This is a genomic window from Neobacillus sp. NPDC097160 (assembly GCF_044762155.1).
Classification (GTDB): domain Bacteria; phylum Bacillota; class Bacilli; order Bacillales; family Cytobacillaceae; genus Neobacillus.
The window spans coordinates 104,710-126,376 of record NZ_JBIWDU010000005.1 but is presented as its reverse complement, the minus strand read 5'-3'; the positions used below and the strand labels follow the sequence as shown (position 1 = coordinate 126,376).

General features: G+C 38.8%; 23 protein-coding genes, 2 pseudogenes and 1 riboswitch. Of the genes and pseudogenes, 11 read left to right on the top strand and 14 right to left on the bottom strand.

Annotated elements, in window-relative coordinates; all coding sequences use genetic code 11:
- Window positions 1-49 precede the first annotated feature (49 nt).
- On the top strand, window positions 50-643 hold the full coding sequence (locus tag ACIQXV_RS08955) for a xanthine phosphoribosyltransferase (RefSeq protein ID WP_402957978.1): 594 nt from the start codon (window positions 50-52) through the stop codon (window positions 641-643).
- Window positions 643-1,947: a nucleobase:cation symporter-2 family protein gene (locus ACIQXV_RS08950; protein ID WP_402957976.1), complete on the top strand. Its 1,305-nt coding sequence runs from the start codon at window positions 643-645 to the stop codon at window positions 1,945-1,947. The genes ACIQXV_RS08955 and ACIQXV_RS08950 overlap by 1 nt, the downstream gene beginning before the upstream one ends.
- 45 nt (window positions 1,948-1,992) lie before the next feature.
- On the opposite strand, the gene ACIQXV_RS08945 is transcribed toward ACIQXV_RS08950, so the two are convergent.
- On the bottom strand, window positions 1,993-2,175 hold the full coding sequence (locus ACIQXV_RS08945; protein ID WP_402957974.1) for a hypothetical protein: 183 nt from the start codon (window positions 2,173-2,175) through the stop codon (window positions 1,993-1,995).
- Between the two features lie 119 nt (window positions 2,176-2,294).
- Window positions 2,295-2,765, bottom strand: coding sequence for a hypothetical protein (locus ACIQXV_RS08940; protein WP_402957972.1), 471 nt, complete (start codon window positions 2,763-2,765; stop codon window positions 2,295-2,297).
- Between the two features lie 179 nt (window positions 2,766-2,944).
- Here ACIQXV_RS08940 and ACIQXV_RS08935 point away from each other — a divergent pair, with 179 nt between their 5' ends.
- From ACIQXV_RS08935 to ACIQXV_RS08910, 6 genes are all read left to right on the top strand, one after another.
- Window positions 2,945-4,498 carry an ABC-F family ATP-binding cassette domain-containing protein gene (locus tag ACIQXV_RS08935; protein ID WP_402957970.1) on the top strand — a complete coding sequence of 518 codons (1,554 nt, stop codon included), beginning with the start codon at window positions 2,945-2,947 and terminating at the stop codon, window positions 4,496-4,498.
- A gap of 184 nt (window positions 4,499-4,682) precedes the next feature.
- Window positions 4,683-5,585 carry a putative selenate ABC transporter substrate-binding protein gene (locus ACIQXV_RS08930; RefSeq protein WP_402957968.1) on the top strand — a complete coding sequence of 301 codons (903 nt, stop codon included), beginning with the start codon at window positions 4,683-4,685 and terminating at the stop codon, window positions 5,583-5,585.
- A gap of 15 nt (window positions 5,586-5,600) precedes the next feature.
- Window positions 5,601-6,359 carry a phosphonate ABC transporter ATP-binding protein gene (locus ACIQXV_RS08925; protein ID WP_402957966.1) on the top strand — a complete coding sequence of 253 codons (759 nt, stop codon included), beginning with the start codon at window positions 5,601-5,603 and terminating at the stop codon, window positions 6,357-6,359.
- Window positions 6,356-7,990 (top strand): PhnE/PtxC family ABC transporter permease, encoded by a 1,635-nt coding sequence (locus ACIQXV_RS08920; RefSeq protein WP_402957964.1) that lies wholly within the window; start codon window positions 6,356-6,358, stop codon window positions 7,988-7,990. Before ACIQXV_RS08925 ends, ACIQXV_RS08920 begins: the two co-directional genes overlap by 4 nt.
- Window positions 7,991-8,263: 273 nt before the next feature.
- Entirely contained in the window at window positions 8,264-9,436 is a 1,173-nt protein-coding gene (locus ACIQXV_RS08915; RefSeq protein ID WP_402957962.1) for an MFS transporter, read from the top strand.
- Between the two features lie 77 nt (window positions 9,437-9,513).
- The gene (locus tag ACIQXV_RS08910; RefSeq protein ID WP_402957960.1) at window positions 9,514-9,846 is read left to right on the top strand and encodes a hypothetical protein; all 333 of its coding nucleotides are present in this window, start codon (window positions 9,514-9,516) and stop codon (window positions 9,844-9,846) included.
- Window positions 9,847-10,046: 200 nt separating this feature from the next.
- Here the strand turns inward: ACIQXV_RS08910 and ACIQXV_RS08905 are convergent, their stop codons facing one another.
- The 12 genes and pseudogenes from ACIQXV_RS08905 to ACIQXV_RS08850 form a co-directional block, all read right to left on the bottom strand.
- Entirely contained in the window at window positions 10,047-10,649 is a 603-nt protein-coding gene (locus tag ACIQXV_RS08905) for an SAM-dependent methyltransferase (protein ID WP_402957958.1), read from the bottom strand.
- Between the two features lie 22 nt (window positions 10,650-10,671).
- A complete protein-coding gene (locus ACIQXV_RS08900; RefSeq protein WP_402957956.1) occupies window positions 10,672-11,448 on the bottom strand; it encodes a sulfite exporter TauE/SafE family protein in 777 nt (258 codons plus the stop codon).
- Between the two features lie 38 nt (window positions 11,449-11,486).
- Complete coding sequence (locus ACIQXV_RS08895; protein ID WP_402957954.1) at window positions 11,487-11,849, bottom strand: rhodanese-like domain-containing protein; 363 nt, start codon at window positions 11,847-11,849, stop codon at window positions 11,487-11,489.
- 25 nt (window positions 11,850-11,874) lie between these two features.
- Window positions 11,875-13,002 carry an MBL fold metallo-hydrolase gene (locus ACIQXV_RS08890; RefSeq protein WP_402957952.1) on the bottom strand — a complete coding sequence of 376 codons (1,128 nt, stop codon included), beginning with the start codon at window positions 13,000-13,002 and terminating at the stop codon, window positions 11,875-11,877.
- A gap of 46 nt (window positions 13,003-13,048) precedes the next feature.
- Window positions 13,049-13,618, bottom strand: coding sequence for a sulfurtransferase TusA family protein (locus tag ACIQXV_RS08885; RefSeq protein WP_402957951.1), 570 nt, complete (start codon window positions 13,616-13,618; stop codon window positions 13,049-13,051).
- A gap of 52 nt (window positions 13,619-13,670) precedes the next feature.
- The gene (locus ACIQXV_RS08880) at window positions 13,671-13,967 is read right to left on the bottom strand and encodes a rhodanese-like domain-containing protein (RefSeq protein ID WP_402957949.1); all 297 of its coding nucleotides are present in this window, start codon (window positions 13,965-13,967) and stop codon (window positions 13,671-13,673) included.
- Between the two features lie 23 nt (window positions 13,968-13,990).
- Window positions 13,991-14,469 (bottom strand): annotated as a pseudogene (locus ACIQXV_RS08875) (DsrE/DsrF/DrsH-like family protein).
- Window positions 14,470-14,530: 61 nt separating this feature from the next.
- Window positions 14,531-14,758, bottom strand: coding sequence for a sulfurtransferase TusA family protein (locus ACIQXV_RS08870; protein ID WP_402957948.1), 228 nt, complete (start codon window positions 14,756-14,758; stop codon window positions 14,531-14,533).
- 138 nt (window positions 14,759-14,896) lie between these two features.
- The gene (locus ACIQXV_RS08865; protein WP_402957946.1) at window positions 14,897-15,160 is read right to left on the bottom strand and encodes a metal-sensitive transcriptional regulator; all 264 of its coding nucleotides are present in this window, start codon (window positions 15,158-15,160) and stop codon (window positions 14,897-14,899) included.
- Between the two features lie 204 nt (window positions 15,161-15,364).
- A pseudogene (locus tag ACIQXV_RS08860) lies at window positions 15,365-16,483 on the bottom strand (FAD-dependent oxidoreductase); the annotation flags it as partial.
- A 139-nt stretch (window positions 16,484-16,622) separates the two neighbouring features.
- A riboswitch (Fluoride riboswitch) is annotated at window positions 16,623-16,683 on the bottom strand.
- 18 nt (window positions 16,684-16,701) lie between these two features.
- On the bottom strand, window positions 16,702-17,445 hold the full coding sequence (map, locus tag ACIQXV_RS08855) for a type I methionyl aminopeptidase (protein ID WP_402957944.1): 744 nt from the start codon (window positions 17,443-17,445) through the stop codon (window positions 16,702-16,704).
- 644 nt (window positions 17,446-18,089) lie between these two features.
- Window positions 18,090-18,428, bottom strand: a complete 339-nt coding sequence (locus ACIQXV_RS08850) for a hypothetical protein (RefSeq protein ID WP_402957942.1) — start codon at window positions 18,426-18,428, stop codon at window positions 18,090-18,092.
- Between the two features lie 179 nt (window positions 18,429-18,607).
- Between ACIQXV_RS08850 and ACIQXV_RS08845 the strand changes: the two genes are divergently transcribed.
- From ACIQXV_RS08845 to ACIQXV_RS08835, 3 genes are all read left to right on the top strand, one after another.
- Entirely contained in the window at window positions 18,608-19,678 is a 1,071-nt protein-coding gene (locus ACIQXV_RS08845) for a CotH kinase family protein (protein ID WP_402957940.1), read from the top strand.
- Window positions 19,679-19,832: 154 nt separating this feature from the next.
- Window positions 19,833-20,330 carry a hypothetical protein gene (locus ACIQXV_RS08840; RefSeq protein WP_402957938.1) on the top strand — a complete coding sequence of 166 codons (498 nt, stop codon included), beginning with the start codon at window positions 19,833-19,835 and terminating at the stop codon, window positions 20,328-20,330.
- Between the two features lie 59 nt (window positions 20,331-20,389).
- Window positions 20,390-21,607 (top strand): hypothetical protein, encoded by a 1,218-nt coding sequence (locus ACIQXV_RS08835; protein WP_402957936.1) that lies wholly within the window; start codon window positions 20,390-20,392, stop codon window positions 21,605-21,607.
- The last annotated feature ends 60 nt before the right edge of the window (window positions 21,608-21,667 follow it).

Below are 21,667 nucleotides of genomic sequence, written 5' to 3'. Positions count from 1 at the left end.
CAATGACCTTTGGGCTTTTTTATTTTCGCTGGGGGGTAAAGGGTAAACTATGAACTTATTAGAAGAAAGAATTAAACGGGACGGTAAGGTCCTATCAGAAAATGTTTTAAAGGTCGATTCGTTTTTAAACCACCAAATAGATCCTGCATTAATGCTAGAAATCGGGAAAGAATTCGCAGAACGATTTGCGAAAGAAGGCATAACGAAAATCGTTACGATTGAGTCTTCAGGGATCGCCCCTGCTGTTATGGCTGGGTACTATTTGAATGTTCCGGTTGTATTTGCTAGAAAAAGAAAATCCTTAACACTTAATGAAGATTTACTGACCTCAAGTGTCCATTCATTTACAAAAAATGAAACAAACGAAATCTCGATTTCAAAAAAATATATAACTGAAATGGACCGGGTCGTTATTATTGATGATTTCCTTGCAAATGGACAAGCTGCACGGGGGCTAGTAGAAATCGTTCAACAAACCGGTGCCGAAATCGCTGGGATTGGGATTGTCATCGAAAAATCTTTTCAGCCAGGTGCCGAAGAGCTTAAGGAACTAGGATTTAGAGTTGAATCATTAGCAAGAATTGCCTCATTAAAAAATGGAGAAGTAACCTTTATAAATGAAAAAGTGGAGGAATTAATCTAATGAAACAGCATCCATTGAAAACCGCCTCATTAGGGATTCAGCATGTATTGGCAATGTATGCAGGGGCCGTCATCGTTCCACTTATTATCGGCGGAGCACTAGATTTTTCTAGTAAACAATTAGCCTACTTGGTATCCCTTGATATTTTGACAAGTGGGATTGCAACACTTTTACAGGTTTGGCAAAACCGTTATTTTGGTATCGGTCTTCCGATTGTACTTGGCTGTACGTTTACCGCGGTAGGGCCGATCATCGCCATCGGCGGTCAGTATGGCCTTTCTTCCATCTATGGATCCATTCTGATTTCCGGAATCATTGTCATGCTAATTGCCAAATTCTTTGGAAAGCTGATCCGTTTCTTCCCGCCAGTTGTTACTGGTTCCGTTGTAACGATTATTGGAACTACTCTCATTCCGGTTGCGATGAACAACGTTGCCGGTGGTCAAGGCAGCCCTGACTTCGGATCTGTGTCCAATATTGCTCTTGCTTTTGGGACATTACTGTTCATCATTATTCTTTATCGTTTCTTTAAAGGATTCATTCGAGCTATTTCGATATTACTAGGATTGATTGCCGGAACAATCGCAGCAGTAATGATGGGGAAAGTTGATTTTTCTGCTGTTGGAGACGCATCTTGGTTCCATTTAGTGACCCCATTTCATTTTGCTGTACCATCCTTTGAATTAGCGCCTATCATTACAATGACTCTTGTAGCAATGGTAAGTCTTGTGGAATCATCTGGTGTATATTTTGCCTTAAGTGATATTACAGGAAGAAAGCTTACAGAAAATGATTTGGTAAAAGGTTATCGTTCCGAAGGCCTTGCAAGTGTAATTGGCGCACTTTTTAATTCGTTCCCGTATACCACCTATTCGCAAAATGTGGGACTTGTCCAGTTTTCCGGTGTTAAGGGAAAAAATGTTATTTATACTATGGCAGGAATCTTGATCTTCCTTGGATTCGTTCCTAAAATTGCTGCCTTAACAACCGTAATTCCTACTTCTGTTCTAGGTGGTGCAATGGTTGCCATGTTTGGGATGGTTATTGCATCTGGAATTAAGATGCTTAGTAAGGTAGATTTTTCATCGCAAGAAAATCTTTTGATTATTGCTTGCTCTGTTGGTGTGGGATTGGGCGTAACAACCGTCCCGAACCTATTTGCTCAGCTGCCGGAAAGTATCAAAATCCTAACAAATAGCGGGATTGTGGCCGGAAGCCTAACAGCGATTTTCTTAAATATCGTCTTCAATGTCGCAAAACCAATAAAACAGAGCCAACCGAATCAAGGCTTAAAAGCATCATAATAAAAAACAGCCGGCGCTACTCTAAGCACCGGCTGATTACGTCAATCAAACTGGACTCACTAGGTTGAATGGAGGTGTAATTGTCTTAGTAACTGCCCCTTGATTTCCCTCACCACCCCTGATAACCGTTTTCGTGATCGAAATCGGAGCAATAATTCCGGTTCCCCCAAAATTAACAATACCGCCGGAAACGGTACCATTCGTAACGCCATCATGTTTTACCGCCACTTGTCCACACTCCTTCCCTTCTTGATTATTGTATGTTTAAGTAATAAGCTTGTCTCAGCATCTACGGAAAATATGCAAACATCATGCAAACAATAGCTGACTTTTGGTAACCATCACTCTTATTTACAAACGACATTCCTTTCCAGCTTACAAATCCACTTATAATAACCCAATAAGATAAGCAGGAGGAATGGATTAATGATGGCAGCGTGCCATATCCGCCACCAGCCGTAATGGAAGTACCCCCAAGGTGCCGGCAATAAGGTAATCATTTCGTAAAATAAAATAAAGACAACGAAAACAATGATATAAAAAATTTGTTTCACGATATTTGTTTTAAAAGGATACCAATTTAAAAAGATCATATTGGCTGGAGGAACTAAGAATAAGTGCGGAATCACGCCTTTCCATTCGATTTCTTTATCAAAATACCAATATCCATAGTATTTGAATTCGACGAACACATCGAAAATAACCTGAAAAGCAATCGTAAATGTCCAAATATGAGCAATTTGATTACCTGTAAATTTTTTATTTTTCTTAAAGGCAATGTAGTTTAAAATGAAAATGGCAAGAAGGAGTCCGATCATAAAATATTTCCTTTTTTTTCATTACAATACCCTAATAGCTAGGCATGCTATGCATAGGTTATTTCTTTTTCCAAATAATTTATAGTGTTTTTCTCGTCAAAAATCTAGTCGAATCCTCGAAAATCTAGTATGATGTAATAATGTATTAATTCTTGAACAAAGCGAGGATTACGGAAAAAATGAGCTTACTAACTGTTGAAAATTTATCACATACATTCGGGGATCGTACCTTATTTAAGGATGTTTCCTTTCGATTATTAGCTGAAGACCATGTTGGACTTGTCGGTGCAAACGGCGTTGGGAAATCCACGTTAATGAATATTATTACCGGGCAATTGATTCACGACAGCGGCCGTGTCGAATGGACTCCTGGTGTACACTATGGCTATTTAGATCAGCATACCGTTCTGACACCTGGAAAAACGATGCGTGATGTTTTGCGAGACGCCTTCCTTCCACTTTTTGAAAAAGAAAAGGAATTAAATGAAGTCACAGCACAAATGGCTGATGCTACTCCGGAAGAGCTCGAGGTTTTATTAGAAAAGATGGGCGAAATTCAGGACGCATTGGATGCCGGTGGATTTTATTCTTTAGATATAAAAATTGAAGAAGCTGCTCGAGGATTGGGCCTTGATGCCATCGGTTTAGACCGTGATGTTGCTGCACTCAGCGGCGGGCAACGTACAAAAGTACTTCTAGCAAAGCTTCTTTTGGAACAGCCCAAGGTTCTTTTGCTTGATGAGCCAACAAACTATCTGGATGTTGAGCATATTCGTTGGTTAACTTCCTATTTAAAAGAATACCCATATGCGTTTATTCTTATTTCTCATGATACAGAGTTTATGTCACCTGTATCCAATGTTATTTTTCAATTGGAATTTTCAAAGCTGACCCGATTTACTGCGACATATGAGAAATTCCTGGAACTTGCGGAAATTAATAAGAATCAACATATTAACGCCTATGAAAAACAAATGGAGTTTATTAAGAAACAAGAAGATTTTATTGCTAAAAACAAAGCTCGTTATTCTACTACAGGACGTGCTAAGAGCCGTCAAAAGCAGCTTGATCGTCTTGAACGGATTGATCGTCCGGAAACAGCAGTGAAGCCTACCTTCGGTTTTAAAGAGTCACGCAGCAGCAGCCGTTATGTTTTTGAAGCAATGGACTTAGAAATCGGTTATGAACACCCGCTTCTCCCGAAAATGAGTATGAGCTTGGAACGTGGCGAAAAAGTGGCCATCATCGGCTGTAATGGGGTTGGGAAATCTACCCTCCTTAAAACAATGTTAGGTAAAATTGATCCATTAAATGGAAGGGTAGAACGTGGTGACTTCCTCTTCCCTTCTTATTTCGAACAAGAGGTTAAAGCGGGTGGTATCACTCCGATTGATGATGTATGGAATGCCTTCCCTTCAATGGATCAACACCAAGTTCGGGCAGCACTTGCCCGTTGTGGGTTAAAAAATGAGCACATCTCCCGTCCGATGAATCAGCTAAGTGGTGGTGAGCAAGCTAAGGTACGACTTTGTAAACTGATGATGAATGAAAGTAACTGGATTTTATTCGATGAGCCGACAAATCACTTGGATATTGATGCAAAGGCAGAATTAAAGCGTGCCCTAAAAGAATATAAAGGCACTGTCGTTCTTGTCTGCCACGAACCGGACTTTTATGAAGATTGGGTAACGAAGGTTTGGAATGTTGAAGAATGGTCACAGCAAACAGTTTAAGTATTCAACGGTTGATCCCCTGCTAAAATTTAGTCAGGGGATTTTATTTATTTTTTTCAAAAGGAAATAAGAATTTTTTATGACAAGTATTTATTAAAATTATATTTTATTGTCAATTTTGTTGCATAATAAGTCGAATCCTGTAAAATAACGTTGTACTTAAATATTTTTGAGGTGAATTATTTTGAAAAAATGGTTTTCTATTCTGATCCTTGCAATACTTGTGTTTTCTTTAGCCGCTTGTGGCAGTCAAAAAGAAGATAAAACGAGTGAAGGGAAAAAAGAGGCAACAACAAAAGAAGTATTTAAAATTGGAGCGATTCCTGACCAGAATGCTGCTGATCTCGATAAAGGGATGACAGCAGTTGCAAAATATCTTAGTGACAAGACAGGGTTGAAGGTGGAATTTGTACCGTCCGTTGATTATGCAGCGCTTGTCACAGCTTTCCAACGTGGCGAAATACATATGGCCTGGTTTGGGGGCTTAACAAGTGTACAGGCAAGAAATCTTGTTCCAGAAGCAGAATCGATTGTCCAACGCCCTCGTGATGCCGAGTTCCATTCGGTCTTTATCACCCAAACATCAGAAAATTTCACGAAGCTTGAAGATATAAAAGGGAAGTCCTTTACCTTTGGTAGTGAAAGCTCTACCTCAGGACATTTAATGCCACGCTATTTCTTGACTGAGGCAGGTATAAACCCTGATCAAGACCTTGACGGCAAACCAAATTACTCCGGTTCCCATGACGCTACCTATAAATTAGTGGAATCAGGTGCGTTCAAAGCTGGGGCATTAAATGAAGCAGTCTGGGAGGCAGCCGTAAAAGAAGGAAAAGTCGATACCAATAAAGTGAAGGTCTTTTACACGACTCCTGCTTATTTCGATTATAACTGGACAATTAACAGCAATGTCGAGGACGTATATGGTAAAGGCACAAAGAACAAAGTAAAAGATGCCCTCCTTTCGATTACTGACGAGCAAAAAGATATTGCTGCATTATTCCAAACTGACAGCTTTGTCGAAACAAATAATGATAATTATAAAAAGATTGAAAAAGTAGCGAAAGAATTAAAGATTATTAAGTAGAAGGTGTAGACATAGATGTCTTCAAAAAATATGATTGAAGCAAAAAATTTAACAAAACACTTTGAGCGGAAGATAGCCCTTTCTTCCCTTTCTTTTACGGTCAAACAAGGGGAATTAGTAGCATTGATTGGACCAAGCGGCGCCGGTAAAACCACGCTGCTTAATTCCATTGCCGGACTTGTAACAATATCTAGCGGTGAACTTTTACTAGACGGACAACCTCTTTCTGCCTATAAAAAAGGTAAAATTTTCGCCAAGAAAATTGGGGTCATCCGCCAGCAATTCGATTTGATTGGCCCTCTTGCCGTCATTCATAATGTGTTAGCAGGAAAACTTTCTGATTGGGGGACGGTTAAATCCCTCTTTTCTTTACTCGTTCCACAAGAAAAAGGACTTGCCTTAAAAGCATTAGAGCGGGTCGGACTTCATGGTAAGGCATATGAAATCACCTCAAACCTATCGGGTGGCGAGCAGCAGCGTGTTGCCATGGCAAGGTTAATGGTGCAAAAGCCCGAAGTGATTTTGGCGGATGAACCGGTTGCCTCCCTTGATCCGGTAAGAGCCGATGATATTCTGGCGATGCTGACGAAAATCGTGACCGAAGAAAAGCAGACATTAATCACAAGCTTGCATTCTGTTGAATATGCCAGAAAGTACTTTACCCGAATCATATCGATGAAAAATGGTGAAATATTCTTTGATTTGCCAACAGAAAAAGTATCAGATGACCTATTAGCTGAACTTTATCAACTTAAAAACGGTGATAAGGTATGAAACTAATTTCTGTCGTTCGTTTGCATAATCGTTTCATCCTTACTTTACTGTTGATGGCTGTTTTCATCTGGAGTCTTTTCTCAATCAAATGGAATACAGATCTATTCCACTCCGGCGGGATTCCTACCCTATTGCAAATCTTAGAAGGTCTTATTCACCCTGACTTAACCCCTGATGTCTTATTACTTGGATTTGAATCGGCCTGGATTACACTTGCCTACGCGGTTGCCGGGATGTCGCTTGCAATTATATATGCCTTTATCGTTGGAATCCTTGCATCAGGTGTATTAACCTCCAATAATACTTCAAGGATCCTATCTAAGGTGTTTTTCAGAGGAATATTAGGGTTTACCCGATCCATTCATGAACTAATATGGGCATGGCTTTTTGTAGCGGCCATCGGACTTTCACCCTATGCGGCAATTTTTGCGCTTGCAATCCCCTACGGCGGTATCCTTGGCCGAATTTTTGCGGATATGCTGAATGATGTTTCGGAGGAGCCGATTAAGGCTTTAAAATCAGCTGGTGCGTCAAAATTACAAACCCTTATCTATGGTTTTCTCCCATTAGTTTGGGCCGATATGATCAGCTATACCATGTACCGGTTTGAATGTGCGATTCGTTCCTCCGCGATTATGAGCTTTATCGGCCTTGGCGGGCTTGGATACCAAATTCAACTCTCGCTTCAGGACTTAAGATATGACCGAGTTTGGGCGTTTGTCTTTTTTCTTATTGGTCTTGTTATCTTTGTTGATGTTTGGAGTAATTTTGTACGCAAAGCCTTAACGGAGCGAACAAAACAAAGCGGATTTAGTTCCGGATGGAGATCTGTGCTTTTCACAATGCTCCTGACACTTGCGTCCTGGATCTACATCAATCTTGGTGAAAATGCCCAATTCTTTGAGCTATTCTCTGCTAAAAATAGCGCGGCAGCAAAGGGATTCTTTGGCGGACTAATTGGCTTAGGAAGTGATCAGCCGGCATTCCTTGACTGGGACAATTGGCAGGCTGCCTTAAAACTTACCCTTGAAACGCTTGAAATGAGTATTATGGCCATTGGTTTTGCGACCATTGCCGCTTTCTTTACGGTAATGCCGGCAGCACGGAATATCGCCAATGGAAAATTAACCGGTTCTAGAAAATGGTACAATTGGTTTCTTTATGGAATTGTCCGGATTTTTTATATATTTTCAAGATCTGTTCCAGAGCTTGTCTGGGCAATGATGATTATTTTTATTTTCAAACCGGGGCTTTTACCCGGAGCAATCGCTCTTGCCCTTCATAATTTCGGGATATTAGGTAAGCTTTGGGCCGAAGTGATCGAAGACATGGACTCCCGTCCGATCAGAAATTTAGCTGCCTCGGGAGCTTCAAAAATAGAAACCCTGTTCTATGGCATCCTGCCCACTGTTTTACCGAGATTTCTCACCTATATCCTCTATCGCTGGGAAGTGATTATGAGGACAACGATTGTGGTTGGTTTCGTGGGCGCCGGCGGGCTGGGAATGGACTTCAAGCTGGCAATGAGCTTTTTTAATTACACACAAATTACCCTGCTCCTCTTATGCTACATGTTCCTAGTCATCATTTCTGACTTTGCTTCGGAAAGTACGAGGAAAGCAGTACGATAATGTTAAAAAACTATGGCGCGTTGAAAAACTTTGCCATAGTTTTTTTAATTGCTTTCCTATTAAACTGATGATTTTTCCATTTAATTGTATAATAATTTTTACAAGATTAAAAACTCGGCGGTGAATGAGATGTATAAAGTAATGATTGTGGAAGACGACCCCAAAATTAGTCATATATTGCATGCTAGGAAAAAATTGATTAGAACCTCTATTTCCATTATCCTATAATAAGAATGAAATGATTTTTCGAATCATCTAGGGAGTGAGAATCTGTTGCAAACAAAGACAGCTTTACCGATTTTATTTGTGGTTATGTTTTTGGTTATGGTTGGTTTCGGGATCATAATTCCGGTTTTACCTTTTTACGCCGAGGAAATTGGCGCTAATCCTACAGAACTTGGTCTGTTAATGGCCGTTTATTCGCTTATGCAGCTTATTTTTGCACCGATGTGGGGCCAGGTTTCCGACCGAATCGGTCGTAAGCCAGTAATGATGATTGGAATTGCTGGTCTTGGTCTTTCTTTCTTGATCCAAGCCATGTCAACTGAGCTATGGATGCTGTTTGCCGCAAGAATTCTCGGGGGGATTCTTTCATCCGCCAATATGCCAACAGCCATGGCCTATGTTGCCGATATTACCACAGAGGAAAATCGCGGCAAAGGCATGGGGATTGTTGGCGCTGCTACAGGATTAGGATTTGTGTTTGGTCCGGCCATTGGCGGTATTTTTTCAAAAATTAGCTTAAGTACGCCGTTTTATCTTGCAAGTGGATCATCCTTTATCACCTTGATCCTTGTATTTATCCTTTTAAAGGAATCAAAACAGAAAAATAATCGTGCCTCAAAGGAAAAAACATCCATCTGGAATGCCTTTACAGGTGCCGTATCCGTGCTATTTTTCGTCCAATTATTAATTTCATTATCTCTTTCCGGTTTAGAGGCAACCTTTGCTTATTTTGCCGCTAAAAAGGCAGGTTTGGACGCGATCCAGCTTGGCTACATTTTCATGATTATGGGTTTTGGCAGTGCGATGGTCCAAGGTGGCTTGGTCGGCAGATTAACCAAAAAGTACGGGGAAAGTTCGGTCATTCAAGGAGGAATGATTGTTTCTGCCATTGGTTTCGGTTTGATCTTGCTGGTACATAATTTTACGACGGCAGCCATTTATTTAACAATTTTTGGGCTCGGCAATGGTGTGATCCGGCCAAGTGTCTCTTCCCTGCTAACAAAGACGTCTACTGCCGGCCATGGGAGTTCAACAGGACTTTTATCATCCTTTGATTCTTTAGGTCGCATTATCGGCCCGCCACTAGGAGGTTGGCTGTTTTCAATGGCGGTAGGTCTTCCTTATATTTCAGGTGCTATAATCACGATCGTTGCTTTTCTATTATTTGTCGTTTTCCGGCCGCTTTTGAATACGTCTAAAGCACCAACGATTCAAAATTAAACTTGAAGGCATATGGCGAGATAGGACATGCATAGAATGGGTACAGGATGTATTTTGATTAAAAGGAGCCCAAGTGTATGAAATTTAAAACTGTCACAAGTGTTACCTTCCTATTGGTATTCTTAGGTTTTGCCGCCTATCTTGATTCACCCTACTCATTTTTGAATAACAAATATGCCTACACCGCCGACCAGCCGGTCATGGCCCAGTCTGTTGAGGTTGAGCCATCAAGTGATGTTCCGGAATTGGAGGAAAAGTTGGAAAAAACAGAAAGAGTCGATGGTTATATTGTTGAAACGTACGAGGAATATGAGGTATATAAAGACAAAGATGGAAATGTGATAAAAAGTGAACCGACAGGAAAGACAGATAGTATCAGATATTGGGATTACAGTAAGAAAGACCGCTAACCTTTATAACATGTTCACTTATGAGGTGCAAACAAACAAATCAAAATGGACAACACACTGTATTTCACATTAGAAATCACAGTGTGTTTTTTTTAGTATTTCAAGGTTTGATGGTCGCTAATCGAGGTTCTAAGCGACCAAACCCCTCTTGAAATCATCGAAACAGTCGCTTAACAATCCTTAGGTATAGGAAAAACATTTTACATGGCAGGTTTTTGACCTACAAATTGGATAACATGAGCCAATCCATTATGAAGTTCACCTTCATTACGAATAACCTCACCCATAAAAAAGTGAACAATACGCCAATTATGAAATGTTTGGATAACCTCTTCAGGGGCATATAAAAAATCCAAGTCCTTTGGTCCCCCACTTTTATACGGAATTTGATTGTGAGAATATACCTCTGTAACAAAATAACCACCAGGTTTTACAGCTTCTTTCACTCCATGAAGAGTTTTTTTACGTAATTGAGTTGAAAAATGTCCAAAAATGCATACAATTTCATCCCACTGGTCCTTCTCCCACTCTGCTTCATTTAAATCAACTAGTTTTGTTTTTACCGTTACTCCACGTTCATCCGCAAGCCTTTTTGTTTTTTTTAGTCCTGATTCCGCATAATCCCATGTCGTAACATTCATTCCTTGTTCAGCTAAAAAAACAGCATTCCGGCCCTCACCTTCTGCAATGGCTAATACGCCCCCGGTTAATTGCAGCTTTTTTTGCATTTCGGATAAAAATACATTCGGTTCTGTACCATAAACATATTTCTCAGCTTGAAAACGTTCGTTCCATTGATTCATGCGCAAATCCCTCCTTTTAAGCTTATAAGATTTCCATCCATGTTTTCACGGCAGTTACTAAGATAAATATGCCCATAACGACTTGTAAAACTTTCGTGTTAAGCTTTTTGCCAACATTCGCTCCAATAGGTGAAGCAATTAAACTGGCGACAACCATGATAAGCGAAGGCAGGATTGCCACTTGTCCCGTTGAGATCTTTCCCGAAACTGCTCCAATCGATGAGATAAGGGTAATCGCCAAGGAGGAGGCAATCGTCATTCTTGTTGGTATTTTTAACACAGTAAGCATAATTGGTACTAACAGGAATGCTCCTCCCGCACCTACAATCCCTGCTCCAATCCCTACAATGAAGGCAAATAGCGCTGCCAGCCACTTGTTAAATTTCACTTGTTCGAGTGGAATATCATCGATTCCTTTTCTTGGGACAAACATCATGACGACAGCAATTAATGCCAAAACTCCATATACAATATTGATTCCAGTTTCGGGTATGTGTGTGGAGCCGAATCCCCCAATAAAACTACCAAGCAAAATACTTATTCCCATGTAGGCAATGAGTTTTTTATTTAAAAATCCACCTTTACGGTAGACCAACACCCCACCAATTGTTGAAAAAAAGACTTGAATGGCTGTGATTCCGGAAACTTCATGTGCTGTAAAATGACCAACACCAAGTAAAACCGGAATGTATAACAACATTGGGAAGTTGATAATTGCGCCTCCTATTCCCAACATTCCCGAAATAAAGGAGCCTGCAAAACCAATTAGGAAGATTGTAATGATAAAGCTAATATCCATTGTTCTCATCCTCCTTTTTCATATACCTTTCAGCTCATTTAGTTCCAAGCGCTCATGCCGCCTCTGACATTCGTTACGTTTGAAAACCCTAAATTTTTCAGCACCTTACTTGCCTTTTGACTTCTCATCCCACTTTGACAAATTACTATCACTTCTTTATCCTTTGACAGTCCCTTCTCTGCTTTCTGCGCAAGTTGATGGAGGGGTATATTTTTGAAGCCCCTTATATGGTTTCCTTTAAACTCTCCAGGTGTGCGGACATCTACAAATTGCTTATTCTTGTCATTTAATACTGTTTTTAAGTCTGTTGTTGAAATATTCGTAACACCTTTTGTTGGCAAGAAGCGCTTGACGATAAAGAAAAGAAATAGTGCAATGATAAGATAGTTTAAATATTGCATGGTTGTAAACCCTCCTCCAAATTATTTACCTAACAGCACAACGGTTTGGGCCGATTTCCATTTCACGTTGTTGGTCGATGTCTGGATTGATTTTCCCCATATTTGTTTCACGGATTTCCTGATAGGCGTTTGGCTGCGGTGGTAGGTTTTCGGTTACCAGTTTTCTAAATTCATTTTCATCTTCTATATTTAGACCATGATTTAGAGCAAACAACGTGCCTAATTTTTCTGAAACACTGCCATCATCATTTAATTCGTCAATGATCATAAAATGAGCGGGAAGCACAATGAGCTCTTCTGATAATTCTTTGTAACGATTATATAGAGTTTCCCGTAAATCTCCCACCCAATCTTCAGCCATCCCTGCGAGGTCTGGTCTGCCGATTGAATCAATGAATAAAATATCTCCTGAAAGTAAGTACTTTTTATCGACTACAAATGAAGTTGATCCAATCGTATGCCCCGGTGAATATAAGGCGTCAATATTGATCGTAGTATTGCCGATGGTTACCCCATTACCATCTTCTAATGGCTGATAAGCAAATGTTACTTCTGTTGCATCTTTAGGAGGCAGCCAGTAGGTGGCACCCGTTTTTTCAGCGATTATGCGTCCTCCGGAAATATGATCCGCATGTAGGTGTGTATCAAAGACATGGGTAATTTTTGCATCATGGCTTTTGGCAAAATCAAGATAGATATCCGTCATCCGTGTGGCATCAATTAACGCCGCTTCCCCATTGGAAACTACCATGTAAGATAAACAGCCTTTACCAATTCGGACAAACTGAAAAATCTCGCCTCCACCCTGAAGGTCGCCAACTTTAACCGGTTCTAAATGTTCGCTCCATGCTTTCATCCCACCCTTTAGGTAAGAAACTGATAAACCTTCTTCAGAAAGCATCTCTGCCACCATAATAGAAGAACCTTCTTTTGCACAAACCACTAATATCTCTTCATTAGTAGGGAGTTTATCGATGATTTCTTCCACACCATCTAGTAAATCAAAATAAGGAACATTTAAATAGTTTAAGTTTTCCCCTTCGATTTTCCAATCTTGAAAATCACTTTCATTACGGACATCTAGAATAAATAGCTCTTCTTTATTAAAAACTTTTTTCGTTATCTCTTTTGAAGTCATTTCGTGAATAGTCATTATTGTAATTACCCCCTATGGTATTGTTTTATTTAAAAAAATAAAGTTAAATTCCTGTTGTTTTACCAGTCCAATGACTCATACCAGGTACAACATTAATTACATGAGTAAAACCATTTTTCACTAATTTTTGAGCCGCAAGATCACTGCGATTTCCTGAACGGCAAACGACAAAAATTTCATCTTCTTTCTTTAATTCAGATAAACGCTCATCCAATTCACCTAAAGGGATAGAGATTGCGTTTGGAATATGGTGAAAGGCATATTCTGCCGCTTCTCTAACATCAAGAACCACGATGTTTTCATTAGCCTCAAGTTTACTTTCCAGAACCTCGTTATTGGTGAAATTAGGGTACTTTTTTTCATTGGTTTCATCATTAGAGGATTTTCTAAGATAATGCTTTAATACATCCCCTTCTTCAATGGTCCCTAAAAATTGATGCCCGGTACTTTCAGCCCATGCTTTCATATCTGCTTTGGATCCTTTATCTGTCGCTGCAACTTCCAACACTTGCCCAGCCTCAAGAGCATTCATAGCTTTTTTTGTTTTCACAATAGGCATGGGACAAGCTAATCCTTTCGCATCTAAAACTTCGTTTACTTTTAAGTTGTTCATCGTAGACCTCCTGATTTTATACCTAGATGGGTATTATTTGCCTTAAAAAAATTTATTCCACTTTACCTTTCCAGTCAAGCATTCCACCATCCATGTTGATTACCTTAAATCCATAGCTTTCAAGAAATTGTGCTGCACGACCACTTCTTCCGCCAGAACGGCAAACCATTAGATAATCTTTTGATTTATCTAATTCATGCATGCGAAACTCAACTAATCCTAAAGGGATATTCAGCGCACCTGGAATTTTTCCGGCCCTTACTTCATCCACTTCACGAACATCAATGATATTTAATTTCTTTCCTTCATTTACTAGCTTCTCAACTTCTTTTGCCAAAATTTTTCTCATCGTTTTTTCCTCCTTTTAATGAACTAAATAAATAGGTTAACATTCCCATCCTGGGCATCCGCTAAATAGCTGCAACTCCAGCATATTCAATTTGATCTAAAAGTTCTTCTTGTTTGAGGCCTAATAAATCCATTGTCATCGTACAGGCGACTAGCTTTATATCCTGTTCCTGAGCCATTTCAATCAATTGCGGCAATGGCATCACATTATGCTTTTTCATAATGTCTTTGATCATTTTAGGACCGAATCCGGCAAAATTCATTTTGGAAAGTCCCATTTTATCCGCGCCTCTAGGCATCATTTTTCCAAACATCTTTTCCATAAATCCTTTTTTGACTGAAATAATCTCTTCTTTTCGAAGGGCATTTAATCCCCAAAAGGTGTGAAAAATAGTTATTTCATGATCATATGCAGCAGCACCATTTGCAATAATATAAGCTGCCATCGCTTTATCGTAATCCCCACTAAATAATACAATTGTTGTCTTTTTCTTTTCTGTCATGTTGTTCTCCCCTTAAATTTGTTATACATATACTTGTATGGGTATTGTTTTGTTTAAAAAATTATCCCTTTTTAATCCAAAATTTTAAAATTTCATTTTCTTCTTCGTGTTTTACTAACTCATGTCCACCTGATTTTGCCCATGCTGCCATATCATTTTTTGCACCTTTATCCGTTGTATGAATTTCTAAAACTTGACCTGATTCAAGTCCATTCAATGCTTTCTTTGTTTTGACTATTGGCATCGGACAAGCTAACCCTTTTGCATCTAATACTTTTGCTATATTCATTCTTTCATTCCTCCAATTTCGTTTTTACCATTACCCCTATGGGTATAATGATATTAAAAATAAAAGAGGGCGTCAACCCTTTTTTTAGAGATAAGCAAGTATAAATTTCAGCTTTGAGAATTGTCCAGTTCTAGCGTCCTAGCGGCTTTTAACTAGAAGATTAACTGCCTCTTTTACCAATTCTTCCATGCTTTTTTCACCTTGTTCATTCGCTTTTTGAACACATTCCACTAAATTGGAGCTTACAACAACCCCAATAGTTCGATCAATGGCCGTTCTCGCTGCAGACAACTGGGTAATCACTTCTTTGCAGTCCTTATTTTCTTCCATCATTTTTAAAATCCCTCTTAATTGACCTTCAATCCGTTTTACCCTATTTTTCATTTGGTCATTATAGTCCATGTTTTTACCCTCCTCTAACATCCGTTTATATAAATTAATCTCAATTAGCAATATTATTTTAAAAAAATCTAGCGATTAAAGGAATCACATTGACAGGTTTTATAATATACCCACTGAGGTATAAAGTCAACTGCATAATTTTTGTTTACATTCTTTGTTATAGTTTGATTTTTCTCCATATTTACTCATGGACCAACCCATCACTTATTTTGTGATGGGGTCATTTGTTTTAGTTTCGACATTTTTCACAATATTGCTCCCAAATACAGAGGAATACGTTTTCCATCCGCCGTCAACATTCTTCACGTGATATCCGTTGTTTTTTAGAATACGGCTGGCCAAATAGCCTCTTAAGCCCACCTGACAGCTGACATAAATGGTCTGATTTTTTGGAATCTCAGCTAAATTATTTCTAAGATCATTTAGCGAAATATTTAATGAGCCTTCTATAAATCCAAATTCGCGTTCCATTGGTTCGCGTACATCAAGCAAGAGTCCTCCGTCAGCAACTATTTTGTCTACCTCGTGCCATTGAATATGTTCCAATTCACATTCGAGGATATTCGTTGCCACATAGCCTGCCATATTTACAGGATCTTTTGCAGATGAATAAGGTGGTGCATAAGATAATTCTAAATGGGTTAAATCCTCTACGGTCAGTTCACCCTTAATGGCTGTAGCAATCACATCAATTCGCTTATCAACACCATCGGCTCCTACCGCTTGTGCGCCGTAAATCTTTCCTGTTTCCTTATTAAAAATTAATTTTAAGGCAATTGGAGCTGCACCTGGGTAATAACCTGCATGTGAACTTGGGTGAATATGCACGACTTCATAGGAAACGCCTAGACGCTTTAATGTTTTCTCATTGTTTCCTGTGGCAGCGACCGCTAAATCAAATACCTTGGCAATAGAAGTACCCAAAGTTCCTTGATATTTCTCCTTTTTACCCATCATGTTATTGGCAGCCATGCGACCTTGACGGTTTGCAGGTCCAGCCAGCGGAATCATAGCCTTTGTCCCACTAATGTAATCGACAACTTCCACTGCATCCCCTACAGCATAAATATCCCCATTGGACGTTTGCAGGTACTCATTAACCACAATCCCACCACGCTCTCCTAACTCAAGTCCCGCTGTCTTGGCCAATTCATTTTCCGGTCTGACACCGATGGAGAGAATCGTCATATCTGTTTCGATTTCTGTTCCATCTGAAAGGATAACTTTCTTCCCATGATCAGCAAATGATTGCACACCATTTTCAATAATTAACTGTACTCCCTTTTCTTTTAAATGTGTGTGTAAAATACTAGCCATTTCAAAAAAAGTCTATTAATGTGACTTTCACATTTTCTTCACAATTAAATCACATCATATTCCTAATAGTTTGTTTATGATATAGGATAACCAAGAAACCCGGCCCCTACTGATAAAAAAAAGACTCCTACCAGTTAAAAACAAACCACTGGTAGGAGCCTTTAGTTATTAAGACGATTATGGCGAACTCCATCGCCAATTTTTAATTTCCCTTTAAAGGAAAACTATTGTGTTAAAATGATGGGACCGTTTTTAGTGACAATCAGGGTGTGTTCGTATTGTGCTACAAAGCTTTTTTCGGTAACAAAGGTCCATTCATCGCCTTCAGGCTGAAAAACTTCCTCTTCCTCGGTTGAGATAAATGGTTCGAAGGCGATGACCATCCCTTCCTTTAACAATCCATTGTCCGAGGTTTCGTTATAATTATAAATATACGAAGGTGCTTCATGAATCGTTCGTCCAATACCATGTCCTGTCAGGTTCATAATTACGGTTAATCCATGCTTTTTCGCAGTTTGGTGGACAACTTTACCCATGCCATTGATTCTTGAACCTGGATTTGCTTTTTTTAGCCCTGCTTCAAAAGCTTCTTTGGCAACTTCGCAAATTTTCGTTAAGATCTCTTCTCCCTTGCCTACTACGATTGAAATACCTGTATCTGCGAAATAGCCGTTTTTAGAGCCGGAAACATCGATATTAACGAGGTCCCCTTCCTGAATAACGCGATTACCAGGAATGCCATGAGCTACTTCTTCATTAACACTAATGCAAGAATACCCTGGGAAATTGTATTCCCCTTTTGGCGCAGAAACGGCACCAGCTTTTTCAAAAAGTTCTTCAGCTATATCATCCAGTTCTTTCGTAGTTATACCGGGTTTCGTTCTTTGAACCAATTCATCGCGAATTGATGCGCAAATTTTTCCAATTTCCTTTAAGCCGTTAAAATCCTCTTCTGTTTTCGCAATCATTGTTCCTTCCCCAATCTGAATAATTTAGTTATAAAAAAACAACCATGTCTTAAATTGTACCTATACTTATGCAAAAATCCAAGTAAATAAAAGGATCCATCATGGATGGATCCTATCTGATTCATTTTATAGGGTACAAACACGAGTAATAGCCATAGGTACAAGCTAATTAAGGTAAAAATCAATGTTGGCGGAATGACAAGGAGGGTTACTTTCATGTATTCTACCCAGATAATTTTTATTTTATTTTTCTTCAGAATATGCATCTAGATAAGCGTTGCCAGTGTTCCGATTGGAAGGATGAGCGAGCCAATAATAATAGATTCCTGCCTATGTTTTTCAAAATAGGGACATGTCACCAAGTACATTTCATAGGTATATGTACATATTTTCTCGTTTTTTTCCGGAGACTGGCTTCATTTCTCTTAAAATAATGAAACCGATACTGATTAAGTATCGGTCATTTAGTTTATACAATTAGTTTATACGATCATCAAAGCTTATATAATCGCTTTTATCCCTGTCATATCTTTGGTCTATTTGTCTCCCTTTGATCCGTGGCTGCCTTTGCTGCCCTTAGAACCATGAGATCCTTTAGACCCATGAGATCCTTTTGGACCTGGCTTTCTTTTTTTTTCTAGCGGTCAATGATGTGGTCCTTTTGAACCGTGACTGCCTTTCCTGCCTTTTGAACCCTTGATGCCCTTAGACCATTTATAATCATGACTGCCTTTACTGCCGTATGATCCTTGGCTGCCTATGCTTCCTTTGGAACCGCTACTGCCTTTTGACCCTTTACTGCCCTTTGAACCACTGCTACCCTTGGAGCCCATGCTTCCTTTTGAGCCCTTACTTCCCTTTTTGCCCTTTTTTCCTTTGCTGCCTTTTTTTCCTAATTTGAATTCGACGGGATTATTTATTAAAAATTCTATTACCCCGTTTTCCTGTGCTTGTAATAACAATTCTTCCATTACCATCCTCATTTTCCTTCCCCACCACTTTCACAAAGTTTTATGCTCATTGTTAATTTATGGAGAAGAAGTGGAAAGGGTTATAGACATACATTTATTTTTTTATAATTAACCAAATGCCCATATACTGCACCAATGCAATACGTAGCGCATAGTATTCTAAAAAATATGTATTTATAGGGGTATTTACAGTGCAAAAATATGAGATTTTTATCAATCCAAAGATGTTAAACCAGCTGGATAAGGACATCTGGATGAATGAGCATGTCCCTGCAGTACTTAAAATTGGAACAAACCAATATTCAATCGGTCTTGCATATCGTGGTAATATAATTAGGAAAAAGAAAAAGAAATCCTATAATATCATTTTTCACAAACCCTATACCGTTAATGGAGCCCATGAAATTCATCTGAATGCCGAATTTAATGATGTTTCACTTAGTCGGAATAAGCTCTCCCTTGATTTCTTTGACAGAATCGGTGTAATCTCCCCCCACTCGACACATATCCTTCTATATATAAATGGTTTTTGTAAAGGAATTTACTTAGAGCTCGAATCCTTCGATCAATATCTTTTACAAAAAAGAAAATTGCCGAAGGGCCCGATCATTTACGCCACCAATTATCACGCAAACTTCTCCTTACTAAACCCAGAAAAAGAATTAAAAACAAAATTGGACGAGGGATACAGGATCAAATATGGAGAAGAAAAAGACTTATCCAACTTAGAAAACTTGATTGCCATGACAAACACCCTTGGCAATGAGGAGTTTGAAGACCAAATTACACAGATGTTTGATGTCAATCAATATTTGACGTGGCTGGCATGCGCGGTTTGTACGCATAATTTTGACGGTTTTATCCATAATTACGCCCTTTACCAAAACGATGAAACGGGACTTTATGAAATCACACCATGGGATTATGATGGGACCTGGGGCAGAGATCTGCATGGAAAACCACTCGACTATGACTTTGTGCCTATAACCGGCTATAATACCTTGACGGGAAGATTGCTTCATTTTCCGCATTTTAAAAAGAAATATCATGATATTCTCACCTCCATCTTAGATAACGATTTTACTGTTGAAACACAATCAGGGATTATCAACGAACTGTTTCAAACATTAAAGCCATTCCTTCACCTGGATCCGTTTATTAAAACAAGTGTAGAGACACTAGATCAGGAAAAGGAATTCATAATGAATTTTATCCAAAAAAGAAGTGCCTTTCTGAAACAACAAATGATGAAGCTCCTATAGACGAACATGTATATGGTTAAATATCATATACTTTTTTTTGCCTATTTTTCACCCAAACTATGAAAAAAGGCTACTTTAATAGTACAACATCACCCCGTGATACATATAGATGCAGTGTAAATGTTTATTTAAATAAAAGGAGGAAAATTCTTTTATGGATAGAGAAATGATGGATCAACTTGTTGGTAAAACAATCAGGGTTGACCGGGGTGGTCCAGAATCTAGAATCGGAAAATTACTTGCTGTATTTGAAGACTATTTTGTCCTGTTAACTGAAAGCGACGGTGTGGTATATTACAAGACGAACCATGTCAGAAGTGTTACAGAAAGTTCAAAAGACATACTGAATTTCGGCTTAAAGGTCCCGGGAAAATTAGATTTTAAGACGGCTGATAACTTTCACAAACTTTTAGAAAGTATTAGATTTCAATGGGTTAAGATTAACCGCGGCGGATCAGAGTCATTAGAAGGCGTGCTAAGTGATGCTAACAAACACTATGCTTCACTGATCGTAAACGATGAAGTGGTACGTTTTTCCATGAAACACATTCGAAACATTAGCTACGGATTGAAGGTTAAAAAACCAAAGAAAGATGACTCTGAGGAATCCAATAATGGCGAGGATAACGATGACAACGAAGATAACGAATAACCATAATGTCGCTTCTCCAAACAGAGGAGAGACACATTATCTCTTAAGGAGGATTAAACATGGGGTTAGATAAATTTTCATCTGCCTTGGATTTATTAAAAGGGTTTGACGTAAATCTCTATGTAGGTGAAGACATATTTAAAGGAAAACTGATTGGTGTCGAGGCAGACCATGTGGTTTTGGAAACTGAAAATAAATACATTTTTTATTATAACATTGATAAAATTCAAGCCATCACAAAAAATACAAAACTGTTTCAGCCTGAGAACACTACAGCAAACTTTCAACAGACACAAAGCTTAACGGAACTTTTACAAACATTTCAACATTCTTGGGTGACAATCTTGAGTATTAACAAACAAAGGTTTAGCGGTGTTCTAAGTGAGATCGGTACAGATTTCGCTACGTTAATTAGTGGTGAAGAACGAATTTTAATTAAATTGACACATGTATCCAATATCTTGAAAGGATTTATTAAAGAAGAAGTAAAACCCAAAGCAGCAAAAGAAAAAGCGCAAAACGATAAAGAGGCAAAGAATAATAAAAATGATGAAAAAGGAGAAGTAACTGCAACCTCTCAAACAGCAGAAATAAAAACAGAAACCAAAACAATGCAAACTTCTAAAGCGGTAAGCACCACTTCCGAAAAGAAAGTTAAAGCTTCAATCCGCAGTGAAAAGACTGAAATGCAACAAGAGGTAGTGTTAGCTGCTGAAATAGTTGAACCAAACAATACAATGGTTTGGTCACATCCGATAAAAATAGAAGAACCAGTAACACAAATGGAGGAACATCATACTTCCACAAGTATAAAACAGCCAGTAACAACCGAAACAGCGCATAAAGCCAAAAATGATATGAAAAAGCCAAACAATGATATGAATCAAAAAGAGAAAAAAAATGAAGAACCATGTATGAGCAAAGCGAAACCAATCGAACCTGTGAAGGAAATCAAACCTGTTAAAGAAGCAGTGATTAAAGTGGAAACTAAGCCTGTTCCCCTTTTAACGGCACCTAAGAAAGAGGTAAGAACTGCCGCCAAATCTCAACAGACAACAACCGCATCCAAACCTGTCGTTTCACATAACAATTCTACTAAGAGTACAGAAAATACAACAAGTGAAAAGTCTGTAAACGATACTAAAAATGTATGGAAACAAAAAGATCAGGAAAAAAAGGCTTTCCGATTTGCGGGTGAACCAGTTTCCCGTGATATAGAGCGATCTTTCCCGTTTGCAGGATGGCCAAAAAAAAGCAAAAGAACCTTTAGATTTTAATCTCAGAACACCATAATGTAATGCAGAAAATATTTTCGGAGCCTTTTAATCTAGCGTCTA